This window comes from Rhodococcus sp. PvR099 (assembly GCF_017833315.1).
Taxonomy (GTDB): Bacteria; Actinomycetota; Actinomycetes; order Mycobacteriales; family Mycobacteriaceae; genus Rhodococcus_G; species Rhodococcus_G oryzae.
In genome coordinates this window covers 498,459-512,803 of the sequence record NZ_JAFIBV010000001.1, presented here as the reverse complement: position 1 = coordinate 512,803, position 14,345 = coordinate 498,459, and the positions used below count along the sequence as shown (strand labels likewise).

Here is a 14,345-nt window from a genome sequence, read left to right as displayed (position 1 = left end):
ATCAGGCGATGCCGAACTTCTCTCCGATAAGATCAAGAAGCTCATCGTCCGAAGCACTCTCGAAATCTTCGCCCGCGTCCGCTGGGGCCACTTTGGAGGACGCGAGGGCCCGCATTCGGATCAGGATCCGGCGGTGTTCCGCTGTGCCGGGCTCGATGCCGGAGAAGGCGCCCTCGAACTCGATGAACTGTTTGTAGACCGAGTGGGTGGAGCTGCCGTACAGCTGGTTGAGCAGATGCGCACTTAGGGATTCCGGCGTCGGATAGTCGAAGGCCAGTGTCGTCGCCAAGTTCAGCGAGGTCGAGGCGCTCAGTCGATTCCGCAATTCGACGGCGGTCAGGGAATCGAATCCCATGTCGCGAAAAGAGCGTCCCATGTCGACTGCCTGTGCCGACGGCTGCCCCAAGACAGCCGCGACGGTGCCCCGCACCAGCTCGTTAACCGCGCCACCCTGAAGCTGCGGCGGCAGGCCGATTAGTCCGGCCGAGCTGGATTCGGCATTGCGACCGGCACCGTGCGCTTCGGCGATCTCCGAGATCAGCGGGCTGGGACGAACCGCTGTGAATTCCGTTGCGAAGCGCGCCCAGTCGACCGCTGCCACCACCGGCGTCGGGTCATCCGCTGCCAGAGATAGTTCCAGCGCCTCGATAGCGAGATCCGGGTCCATGGGGATCAGGCCGCTGCGGCGCATCCGCGCGACCACCACAGGGTCCTCGGTGGCCAGGCCCACATCACCCCAGGAACCCCAGGCCACCGACGTCGCGGGTAGCGCGATGGACCTCCGCTGAACAGCCAGGGCGTCAAGATAGGCATTGGCCGCCGCATAGTTTCCCTGGCCAGCACTGCCGACGGAACCGGCGAACGAGGAGAACAGTACGAATGCTGACAACTCAGTCCCCTCGGTCAACTCGTGCAGCCATTGCGCCGCAGCGGCTTTGGGCGCCCAAACTTCCGCCATGCGATCAGGGGTCAGTGACTCGAGCACACCGTCATCGAGCACACCAGCGGTATGGAAAACCGATGAGACAGGGTGCTTCTCGAGCAGTCGTTGCACTGCTCCGCGGTCAGAGACATCGCACGCCTCGACGGCGACTTCAGCACCCAGGGCGGTGAGCTCTTCGATCAACTCGGTGACGCCGGGTGCGGCCGGCCCCCGTCGGCTGGTGAGGACCAGCCGATCGACCCCGGATCGCGCCAGCCACCGAGCCACATGTCCGCCGAGAGCACCCGTGCCGCCGGTGACAAGTGCGGTACCTCGGGCGTTCCAGCGGCCGGTGGGTTCCGCTTCGGTGAGTCGCCGCAGGCGACGAGCAACGATTCCCGACGGGCGAATCGCCACCTGGTCCTCGGTACCAGTCAGCACCGAGCACAAGCGTGCGGCGGTTCGGGCGTCCCATACCGCGGGTAGATCGACGACCCCGCCCCACACCTTCGGATACTCCAGCGCCGCGATGCGTGCGAGGCCCCAGTGCGACGCGGCGGAGGCGTCGACTACGTCGTTGGGGTCGATCACGACGGCGCCCGACGTCAGGCACCACAGCCGCGCCGTCGACTCCGATCCGATACGCGCCTGAAGCAGAGACAGCGTCTCCGACGCGTCTTCCAACAGCGAGATAAGGCCATCGACGCGAGGTAGAAGTGGCTCGTCCGTGATGGGGACGCCGGATGAGACCTCGATCCGCACGACGTCCGCACCTGCGGCCCTAAGGGCGCTGTCGACCGCCACAGCGAGACGATCATGCGCAGCGCGAGCGACGATGGCCCACCTTCCCGTCATCCTTGCGCGCGTGGGCTCGGGAAGTGCCGTCCAATCGATTCGATAACGCCACGATCCCACCGCGGTGTTGCGATGCTCCAGCTGTCGAGGCCAGAAGTGCTGGTGCTGGAAAGCATACGAGGGCAACTCCACCCGCTGCGCGTCCGCAAACACCGCACCCCAATCGACCTCCACACCCAACAACCACGCCGCCCCCAACGACGACACGAAACGATCCAAACCTCCCTCACCCCGCCGCAACGACTCAACCGAACGATCCCCCAAACCCGGCAACAACACCGGATGCGGACTCACCTCCACCAACACACAATCGCCAAGACGCTCCACCACCGGACCGAACTCAACCCGTGATCGCAAGTTCCGGAACCAATACTCCGCATCGAAAGCCCCGCCACCACAAGTCGAATGAAACGTCACGACCGGCACCCTCGGTTCCACCGGTGCCAACACCTCCAACAGCTCCTCCCGCAACGCATCCACATCTGCCGAATGCGACGCGTAATCCACCGGAACCCACCGCGCCCGATCACACCCGGCTACCAACTCCCCCAACAACCCCCTGTCCCCAGCCACCACAAACGACGACGGACCATTCACCGCCGCCACCTCCAACCCCTCAGGAACCACAAACCCCTCCAAGGGCAGCGCCACCGACACCATCCCCCCAGTACCGGCCAACCCCCGCAACGCCTTCGATCGCAACGCCACCACCCGCGCACCATCCACCAACGACAACCCACCAGCCACCACCGCCGCCGCGATCTCACCCTGCGAATGACCCACCACCGCGGACGGCCGCACCCCGAACGACTCCCACACCGCAGCCAACGACACCATCACCGCCCACAACACCGGCTGCACCACGTCTACCCGAGCCAACGCCCCCTCATCCGACAACACCTCCAACAAATCCCACCCAACGAACCCCGACAACGCCTCCCGACACTCACCCATACGTGAAGCAAACACAGGCGACGACCCCAACAACTCCACCGCCATACCAACCCACTGCGCACCCTGACCCGGAAACACAAAAACCACATCACGCCCGTAGCTCGCTTCGCCCTCGAACACGTTGGCAGCAGGTACATCTGAAGCGAGCCTTGCCAGGCCATTCTCAAGCCCGGACTTGTTCCCGGTAACAACAGCTCGACGACTGTGAGCCGTCCGCGTGGTCGCCAGCGACCACGCGACGTCCGCCATACTCAGGTCCTCGCGGTCCCGTATGAAATCGAGCAGCCGGCTCGCCTGTCCCCGGAGAGCGCGCTCCGTGTGGCCCGAAACAGCGAACATGGCAACCTGACCGGAGTCATTTGACACGATCGGGTCGGCATCACCCTGTTCGAGGATGATGTGAGCATTGGTGCCACTCATTCCGAAGGAGGACACCGCAGCCCGTCGCGGCCGACCGGTCTCCGGCCACGGCTTAGCCTCAGTGAGCAACTCCACCGCACCGGATTCCCAATCCACGTGCGGCGTCGGCTCATCCACATGCAAAGTCTTCGGCAACACACCCCGCTGCATCGCCAGCACCATCTTGATCACACCTGCCACACCCGCAGCCGCCTGCGTATGACCGATATTCGACTTCAACGACCCCAACCACAACGGCCGCTCACGACCCTGCCCATACGTCGCCAACAAGGCTTGCGCCTCAATAGGATCGCCGAGCTTAGTACCCGTGCCATGAGCCTCCACAGCGTCCACGTCTGTCACCGACAATCCGGCATTGGCAAGCGCCTGGCGAATCACCCGCTGCTGGGAAGGCCCATTCGGCGCGGTCAAACCATTCGACGCACCATCCTGATTCACCGCCGAACCACGCACCACCGCCAACACCCGATGACCATTCGCCCGAGCATCAGACAACCGCTCCAACAACAACAAACCGGCACCCTCACCCCACCCAGTGCCATCGGCCCCCGCCGCGAATGCCTTACAACGACCGTCGGGCGACAGCGCGCCTTGGCGCGAGAACTCGCTGAACACATTCTCCGTGGAAAGGAGGGTCACGCCACCGGCCAGCGCGAGCGAACACTCGCCGCGGCGCAGCGAATCCGCAGCAAGATGCAGCGTCACGAGCGAGGAGGAACAGGCCGTGTCGACTGTGATGGCCGGGCCCTCGAGCCCGAAGCTGTAGGCGATGCGCCCAGACGCGACACTCGGCGCATTGCCGGTCGCGTAGTGCCCCGCGAACTCCTCGGGGCTGCGGTGCAGCGCGATACCATAGTCGGGACCATTCGAGCCGACGAAGACACCTGTCCTGGTGCCTTTCAAGGTATTTGGTGGTATGCCCGCCCGTTCGATCGTCTCCCAGGCCAGCTCGAGCAGGATCCGCTGCTGCGGATCCATCGCGAGAGCTTCGCGGGGCGAAATACCGAAGAAGTCCGCATCGAAGTCGGCGACGCCGTCCATGAATCCGCCGGCCAGCGCGGCGGGTCGGCTTCCGTTCGGCGACTCTATGTCCGGAATGTTCCATCCGCGATCGTCCGGGATCGGCGACTGTACCTCCCTGCCTTCCGAAACGACTCGCCACAAGCCCTCCGGAGACTTGGTGTCACCGCCAAAGCGGCATCCCATGGCGACAATGGCGATCGGCTCGCCGAGCTCAGCACTGAGCTGGTTGTTCCGCTCCCGCAGTCTCTCGTTCTCCTTCAGAGATTTGCGTAGCGCTTCGACAAGTTGATCATTGTTACTCGACATCTGAATTCCCCCGGTATCCGGTAACGATCAAGAGTTTGCGGCGTTCATCGCCAATTGAACGAGCGCGTCGACGTCCATGCCGTCGATATCCTCGCCGGATGTCTTCACCATCTCCTCCGATGGAAGATCGTCGAGCTGCAGTAGGGCATCCAGGAGTCCAGCGTCCTTCAGCCTCGATAGCGGTGCCGTCGCAAGGAGCCTCCGGATCCGCTTCTCATCGTCAGCGTCCGCCAACGCGAGGCTCTCCACGATGTACTCGGCGAGCGCTAGCGGGGTCGGGAAATCGAAGACCAGCGTCGTCGACAGCGCGAGGCCGGATTCGGAAACCAATCGGTTCCGCAGCTCGACCGCGGTGAGTGAATCGAAGCCGAGGTCCTGGAAGGCCGAATCGATGTCGAAGTGTTCGAACCCGTCGTGGCCGAGAACACCGGCCACCTGCCTGCTGACGAGGTCAACGACGGCACGCAGTTGCTCCACAGCGGAAAGCCCCGAGAGCCGCACGGCAAGATCCGACTCTTCGGATCCCGTGTCTGGTGCGCTTGCAAGGTCTTGCACCAGCCGGCTCGGCCGCACCGCCGTGAACCCCGGCACGAAGCGGTTCCAGTCGATATCCGCGACCATGAGAGCTGCGTCGTCGTCCCGGCGCAATGCCTCCTCTAGGGCGCGCAACGCGATCGAGGTCGGTAGGCCCTCAAGTCCATCACGACGCATGCGTTCCAGCACCATTCCATCGGCCGCCATGCCTCCTTCCGCCCACGGACCCCAGGAGATGGCAACGGCCGGATACCCTGCCGCGCGTCGCTTTTCCGCGAGCGCATCTAGGTACGCATTGGCTGCGGCATAGCTTCCCTGGCCCGGACCGCCGATGACTCCCGCAATCGACGAGAAGAGGACGAAAGCGGACAGTTCATCGGTCAATTCGTGAAGATACTGCGCGCTCCGTGCCTTTGCATCGGTCACGCGGGCTAGCTGATCGGGAGTCAGGGATGCGAGGACACTGTCATCGAGCACACCGGCAGCATGGAACACAGCCGATACTGGGTGCTGTGTGAGCAATGCCGACAGCGCCCCCCGGTCCGAAACATCGCATGCCTCGATCACGACTTCGGTTCCTTCGGCGGCGAGTTCGTCAACAAGGTCGTCAGCGCCCGCTGCCGCGCGACCACGGCGGCTCGTCAGGATCAGCCGTTCCGCGCCGCGCGCAGACAGCCATCGGGCCACGTGCCGTCCAAGCGCGCCAGTACCGCCGGTTACGAGGATGGTCCCCTTTGGCTGCCACTCTTCGCCGAGCGAAACCGACTGTGCAGCAGGAACGAGTCGGCGCGCGTAGACGCCCTCGGGCCGTATCGCCACTTGATCCTCGCGACCGGTCAACACCCCGACCAGACGCTGACCGGTGCTGCTGTCCCAGACCTCGGGCAGATCGACCAAGCCGCCCCACCGCTCCGGCAGTTCGAGGGCGGCAACGCGCCCGAGTCCCCAGATCTGAGCTTGGTCTGGATCTGAAACATCAAGCACTGCAGCGGATGTCGCACACCACAACACGGATTCAGTGTCAGCATCTCCCATCGCCTGGAGCAGCGCCAGGTTGGAATCGACATCGCCCAGCAGCGAAACCACGCCTTGGAACTCGTGTTGTCCACCCAGCAATCCGACGAACTCCTCACGTTTACATGATTCTCCGACCGTAAGAAGTCGGGCGTTTGCGCCGCCCACGGTCAAGGCCTCGACAACCGCTCCGGCTCTTGACAGCTGCACAGGATCCGAATAGCAGACGACCAGCCAGTCTCCGACCAAGAGCGCCGATTCTGTCGGCACCGACGACCACTCGATCCTGTAGAGCAAGGCACCCACGCCGGTTTCGTGCTCTTCGCCACCGACCCACAACGGGCGGGCAGTCTCGCTCACCTCGGGCCAATACCGTTCTCGCTGGAATGCGTACGGCGGCAGGGATGTTCTCCTCGGGCCGACAAACAGATCGGACAGGTTCACCGTGTGGCCACTGCTGTGCAGGCTACCGAGTGCGGTCACCGCGGTCTCGGGCTCCTCACGATCACGACGCAGAACCGGGATCGCCAACGACTCCGCCTCGCTCACGCATTCCGGCACCAGCGCCGTGAGAGCACCGTCCGGCCCTAGTTCGACAAAGGTCCGCACGCCCAGCGACTCGAGGTGCGCAACGCCCGCCGAGAATCGGACCGGCTCCCGAACCTGCTGCACCCAGTACTCCGGAGAGCACATATCGGCCCCGACGGCAACCGTCGATACTAGAGGAATCCGCGGTGCGTGATATGTCAAACCCTCAGCAACTAAACGGAACTCATCCAACATCGGCTCCATCAGTGGCGAATGGAACGCATGGCTGACCGTCAACCGTTTCCAACGCGAGAACCGCGACGCCACCTCGAGAACCGCAGCTTCCTCGCCCGCGACCACCACCGACGACGGACCGTTCACCGCCGCAATCGCGACACCCGGCTGCAACTCCGCCACCACCTGCGACTCGGACGCGGCGATCGCCACCATCGCCCCGCCAGCCGGCAAGGCCTGCATAAGCTGCGCACGAGCATTCACCAACCGCACCGCGTCCTCGAGCGACAACACACCCGCAACATGCGCCGCCGCCACTTCGCCGACCGAGTGCCCGAGCAGGTAATCCGGCCGCACACCCCACGACTCCAACAGCCGGAACAACCCCACCTCCAACTCGAACAGAGCCGGCTGCGCGAAGCCCGTCCTCGACACATCACCTCCCTCCAAGACCTCCGGGATCACCAAACCCGCAGTACGCACCTCTTCGACCGCCCGCGCGAAAGCCGGGAAGGCCTCGAACAGACCCTCACCCATCCCCCAACGCTGACCACCCTGACCCGCGAACACAAAACCCACACCACGCCGGCCCCGGACACGATCTGCCTCAATTCCGCCGTGTGCCACGGCCTCCAGACCACGGCAAAACGCTTCCTTGTTGGCGCCCACCAGCGTCACCCGGACCCCGAGGTGACTTCTTCCGGTCGCCAGGGTGTATCCAATATCTTCCAGGTTCGGTGCCGGGATGCCCGCCACATGCTCGTGCAAGCGCTGGGCTTGCGCACGCAGCGCCACACCAGATCTTGCGGAAAGCACCCACGGCACCGCCCGCCCGCCCGGAACCACATCCACCGCGCTCTCGACATCGCCCTGCTCGAGAATCACATGCGCATTCGTTCCGCTCATTCCGAACGACGACACACCGGCGCGATGCGGCCGACCGGTCTCCGGCCACGGCTTAGCCTCAGTGAGCAACTCCACCGCACCGGATTCCCAATCCACTTGCGGCGTCGGCTCATCCACATGCAAAGTCTTCGGCAACACACCCCGCTGCATCGCCAGCACCATCTTGATCACACCTGCCACACCCGCAGCCGCCATGGTGTGGCCGATATTCGACTTCAACGACCCCAACCACAACGGCCGCTCACGACCCTGCCCATACGTCGCCAACAAGGCTTGCGCCTCAATAGGATCGCCGAGCTTAGTACCCGTGCCATGAGCCTCCACAGCGTCCACGTCTGTCACCGACAATCCGGCATTGGCAAGCGCCTGGCGAATCACCCGCTGCTGGGAAGGCCCATTCGGCGCGGTCAAACCATTCGACGCACCATCCTGATTCACCGCCGAACCACGCACCACCGCCAACACCCGATGACCATTCGCCCGAGCATCAGACAACCGCTCCAACAACACAACGCCCACGCCCTCACCCCACCCAGTGCCGTCCGCCGCGGCGGCAAAGGCCTTGCAACGGCCGTCCGGCGACAGGGCACGCTGACGCGAGAAATCGATAAACGCGGTGGGTGTGGACATCACGGTTGCTCCGCCGACAACCGCGAACGAGCACTCTCCACGGCGCAGCGAATCCGCAGCAAGATGCAGCGCGACAAGCGACGACGAACAAGCCGTATCGACGGTCAGAGCTGGACCCTCGAAACCGTAGTAGTACGAGATCCGGCCGGATGCGACGCTGCCTGCGCCGCCGGTGCTCAGATAGCCCTCGACATCATCCTTCGACCGTGCAATGACTGAGGAGTAGTCCTGCCCACTGATCCCGACAAACACTCCAGTATCGCTGCCGTGCAGCGAGTCTGGCACGATCCCCGCGTCCTCAAAGGCACACCACGAAGTCTCCAGCAGAAGCCGCTGTTGGGGATCCATGGACAGCGCCTCGCGAGGCGAGATGGCGAAGAATCCCGCATCGAACGATGCTACTTGGTCGATGAATCCGCCATGTCCCGCATAGGTGGTTCCAGCCCGACCCGGGTCGGGATCGAACACCGCATCGGTGTTCCAGCCGCGATCGGCCGGGAAAGGACCGATCGAATCCGCGCCATCCAGCACCAGATCCCAGAGGTCTTCCGGCGACTCCACGCCGCCTGGCAACCGACAACTCATGCCCACGATTGCGATTGGCTCGTCGCTCGCCGAAACCGTGCGACCGGTCGTGGCGGCGGTGCCGCCGAACAGGAAGTCGACCAGGGACGACGGAGTCGGATAGTCGAACACCAGCGTGGCTGGCAAAGTCATATCGAGCACCGACCGTAGGCGGTTGCGGAACTCGACTGCCGTCATCGACGTGAACCCGAGATCACGGAAGTTCTCGTGCCCGTCCATTTCGGCGGGAACGTCGCCCAGTACGGCGGTGATGGTGTCCTGGACGAGCGTCATCAGCTCGGCGCGATCCCTCGTTCGCAGCTCGGAGCGGGCATCCGATTCATGGCCCGCCGCCTTACCGTCCTGCCTCGGAGCAGTCTTGAGGATCCGCTCGGGCCAATAGCGTTGGCGTTGGAAAGGGTACGTCGGCAGATCCACCTGACGCCCGGCTACCAACTCCCGCCACCGGACCGCGATACCGCGCGTCCACAACCCCGCGAGGGCGGTCACCGCGGTCTCGGGCTCCTCACGATCACGACGCAGAACCGGGATCGCCAACGACTCCGCCTCGCTCACGCATTCCGGCACCAGCGCCGTGAGAGCACCGTCCGGCCCTAGTTCGACAAACGTCCGCACGCCCAGCGACTCGAGGTGCGCAACGCCCGCCGAGAATCGGACCGGCTCCCGAACCTGCTGCACCCAGTACTCCGGAGAGCACATATCGGCCCCGACGGCAACCGTCGATACTAGAGGAATCCGCGGTGCGTGATATGTCAAACCCTCAGCAACTAAACGGAACTCATCCAACATCGGCTCCATCAGTGGCGAATGGAACGCATGGCTGACCGTCAACCGTTTCCAACGCGAGAACCGCGACGCCACCTCGAGAACCGCAGCTTCCTCGCCCGCGACCACCACCGACGACGGACCGTTCACCGCCGCAATCGCGACACCCGGCTGCAACTCCGCCACCACCTGCGACTCGGACGCGGCGATCGCCACCATCGCCCCGCCAGCCGGCAAGGCCTGCATAAGCTGCGCACGAGCATTCACCAACCGCACCGCGTCCTCGAGCGACAACACACCCGCAACATGCGCCGCCGCCACTTCGCCGACCGAGTGCCCGAGCAGGTAATCCGGCCGCACACCCCACGACTCCAACAGCCGGAACAACCCCACCTCCAACTCGAACAGAGCCGGCTGCGCGAAGCCCGTCCTCGACACATCACCTCCCTCCAAGACCTCCGGGATCACCAAACCCGCAGTACGCACCTCTTCGACCGCCCGCGCGAAAGCCGGGAAGGCCTCGAACAGACCCTCACCCATCCCCCAACGCTGACCACCCTGACCCGCGAACACAAAACCCACACCACCCGAGACCACAGACCCACGCACCACGCCGGAACCCACACCACCACGGGCCATCACACCCAACCCATCCAGCAACTCTCCACGGCCGGTCCCCAGCACTACCGCCCTCTGCCCAAGCCCAGCCCTTGACACCGCCAACGACCAACCGACATCCCCCACTGGCAACCGCGCGTCACCGGACACGCACTTCCGCAGACGCTCTGCCTGCTCGTACAAAGCGGCAGGAGTCTTGGCCGACAACACCCACGGTAGAAGCCCAGCAGTGGTGATGGCGTGCTCGCCGCCGGGCTCGGTGGCCGACTGTCCGTCAGCCCGCAAAGGCTCTTCGACGATGACATGCGCGTTGGTGCCGCTCACACCGAAGGAGGACACCGCAGCCCGTCGCGGCCGACCGGTCTCCGGCCACGGCTTAGCCTCAGTGAGCAACTCCACCGCACCGGATTCCCAATCCACGTGCGGCGTCGGCTCATCCACATGCAAAGTCTTCGGCAACACACCCCGCTGCATCGCCAGCACCATCTTGATCACACCTGCCACACCCGCAGCCGCCTGCGTATGACCGATATTCGACTTCAACGACCCCAACCACAACGGCCGCTCACGACCCTGCCCATACGTCGCCAACAAGGCTTGCGCCTCAATAGGATCGCCGAGCTTAGTACCCGTGCCATGAGCCTCCACAGCGTCCACGTCTGTCACCGACAATCCGGCATTGGCAAGCGCCTGGCGAATCACCCGCTGCTGGGAAGGCCCATTCGGCGCGGTCAAACCATTCGACGCACCATCCTGATTCACCGCCGAACCACGCACCACCGCCAACACCCGATGACCATTCGCCCGAGCATCAGACAACCGCTCCAACAACAACAAACCGACACCCTCGGACCAACTAGTCCCATCGGCCGCAGCAGCGAACGCTTTACAACGACCATCGACAGCCAAGCCACGCTGACGCGAGAAATCGACAAACGAATCCGGTGTCGACATAGCAGCAATGCCGCCGACCAGCGCTAACGAGCACTGACCGCGCCGAAGCGCTTGAACACCCAGGTCGAGCGCGACAAGCGACGATGAACAAGCCGTATCGACGGTCAGTGCCGGACCTTCGAACCCGTAAAAGTAGGACACCCGACCGGAGAGGACCGACCCAGCGAGACCGCTACTACGAAACCCCTCCGCACGACCCTCACCCGCGACATGCACCGCGTAGTCGTGATACATGGCTCCGACGAAGACACCGGCCGCAGTGCCTTTCAGTGAGTGTGGATCGATCCCGGCGCCCTCGAACAGTTCCCACGAGGTCTCCAGCAGCAATCGCTGCTGCGGATCCATTGCTAAGGCTTCGCGCTGCGATATACCGAAGAACCCAGCATCGAAACCGGCGATGTCATCGAGGAAGCCGCCGTAACGCGCATAGGTCTTTCCGAGCGCTTCGGGATCCTCGTCGAATAATTCTCCGAGATTCCATCCGCGGTCGTCGGGGAAGGAACCGATTACCTCCCCCTCCGCCAGCAACAGATCCCACATATCTTCGGGCGAAGCCACCTTTCCTGGATACCGGCATGCCATTCCGACAATGGCGATCTGATCTCCGCCGATCGACTCACTGGAAAGCTCTGGATCACCGTGCTGTTCCCCGGCCAGTGGCCCGATCAGTGCACGGCGCAGATAGTCCGTGAGCGCACGGACATTCGGGTAGTCGAATACCACGGAGGACGGCAACGCTAGTCCGGTTCGCGCCGAGAGGCGTCCCCTGAATTCGATTGCCCCGGTGGAGTCCAACCCCAGGTGATAGAACTGCGCGTTCTGGTCGAATCCGGTCGTCAAACCGAGTAGGGCTGCTACCTCTTCGAGCACGATCTGGCCGATGCGTCGCCGCTGCTCTGATTCCGTGAGGGCACCAAGTTCCTCGGCCCACCGCGCAATGAGGGAGTCGTCCGACTCGACGTTGATCGAGATCTCCCGATAGATCCTATCGAATGCCATTACCTCCGCATCCTGAATTCCTGAGAGTATGGCCGCATCGATCCCTCGGCACAGCTCCTGCACCGACAAGGAGTCGGAGAATCGGAGTTCCAAATAGAAATCACGTCCTCGAAGTTCCAACGCATTCGGATCCGCCGGATGAAGCGCAACCTCACAGCCGTGCTGATCCTTAAGATGTTCGAGCACGGACGCTACCCTGTCGTCATTATTGTCCATCCAAAGCGAGACATCGAGACCAGCGAGAACACTCGCATCGGAAGCCGGAATCGTCGTTATCCCTCCATCCTCCACGGATGTCCTCTGTAGATTCAAGAATTGAGCCGTAGCTACGGCTGTCAACCTCGACGGAGTACCGGAGACCAGACGCCGCATGATCTTTCCGCTCCCCGTCCTGGGGATATTTTGAGCACGATAGATCTCGACCGGAACCTTGTAGGAGGACAGGCTTTCACGACAGCTACGGATAATTTCGTCAGGCGCAAGCGATGAACCGCCCTGCGCCACGATGTACGCAACAGGAACCTCACCCAGCGTGCCGTGCGGACGCGCGACAATTGCAACATCCAGCACCTTCGGATGCCGTCGAATTACGTCTTCGACTTCGCTCGGATTGATCTTCTGTCCACCACGAATAATGAGATCCTTCCGGCGGCCAGTGATCGACAGGAATCCCTCGTCATCAAGGACACCGAGATCTCCGGTATGGAACCAGCCGTCAACAAGGGTCGAGGCCGTCTGCTCGGGTGCATTGTGGTAACCCAGCATGAGCCCCGGGCTGCTAACCCAGACCTCCCCTTCGGCCCCCGACGGAAGGCCGATACCCGTATCCGGATCGACGATCCTCAGGTCAATGCCGGGAAGTGCACGGCCGCACGAACCGGCTTTCCTTGATCCTTCGACCCCGCTGCAGGTCATCAGCCCGGTCGTTTCCGTACTTCCATAGCTGTCAACCAGCGGCACACCGAATCGCTGCTCGAACTGCCTCCCCAGCTCGATACCGGTCAATGCGCCGGCCACTACGCAGCCGCGGAGACTACCTAAATCGGAATCTTCCGCTGGTGCGTCTAACAGGAGTTGGATCATGGTGGGCACGGCAGCCATCAGCGTGAATTGATTGGTCCGCAAAGCAGCGAGAACATCTTCGCTCGAAAAGTCCGAGAGGATTCTCGCCGAAGCACCGACCGCTATCACACTCAGCATGCCGAAATGATGCGAAAGACTGTGATAGAGAGGCAATGGCCACAGCACCCGATCGTCCGGCGCCATTTCGAGCACGGACGCATAGCTGGCGCCGACAGTCCACATGGCGGCCCGTTCCGTCGAGATGACACCTTTGGGCGCGCCTGTCGTGCCCGAGGTATAAAGCATCCACGCCGGCTCGTCGAAGCGCTCAGGCGCGCGCATAAACGCAGGATCACCGATGGCGGTGTCATCCGGCAGGATAATCAGATGGAGGTCGTCGATGCCTTCAAACTTACTGGCGCACTGAAAGTCGGTAATCACAATCGTGGCGGCCGAGTCGGCGAGATAATGATTCAACTCGACATCGGTGGATCGCGGATTAACCGGTGTCGCCGTCAAACCTGCACGAACCGCAGCGAGGCAACTCTCGATGAACTCGATTCGATTCCCCATACAGATGAGGACCGGTTGCCCGGCCCGCACATCGAGCGATTTCAGGTGCCCGGCCAATCGCGCTGTTGATCGCTCGAGTTCACGATAGGTGATCTCCCGATGCCGATCGAAGAATGCCACCTTGTCGCCGCGTTCCCGTGCATGGCTCAACAATAGGTCGGAAATCGGTCGAACAAGTTCAGAACGCACGTTGCACAGCCCTTTCATATAGTCACTAAAACTAATCTGGCTGCAATCAACGCATCGAGAATAACAGCCAATGCAATATCGGCGGCCGTAGATTTTTTGGTCCGCAGAATTTAGTCAGGTTACGTGGAATATAAACCGGAATCCGCGCGAGCATGGTCACGAATCAACTCGGACACTCGCGCATTCATCTACCCTTCGAACAAACCCCCATAAGACACCCCCGAATCGCACCACAAAGGCTTCCCCATGTCCCCTCTGTAAAAATAGAGTTCGC

General features: G+C 62.8%; 2 protein-coding genes. Both read right to left on the bottom strand.

The genetic code is table 11. The features are described 5' to 3' along the window. Position 1: 1 nt before the first annotated feature. A complete protein-coding gene (locus JOE46_RS02415) occupies positions 2-4,480 on the bottom strand; it encodes an SDR family NAD(P)-dependent oxidoreductase (protein WP_209926120.1) in 4,479 nt (1,492 codons plus the stop codon). 27 nt (positions 4,481-4,507) lie between these two features. Then, positions 4,508-14,071, bottom strand: coding sequence for a type I polyketide synthase (locus JOE46_RS02410; RefSeq protein ID WP_209926115.1), 9,564 nt, complete (start codon positions 14,069-14,071; stop codon positions 4,508-4,510). Between the last annotated feature and the right edge of the window lie 274 nt (positions 14,072-14,345).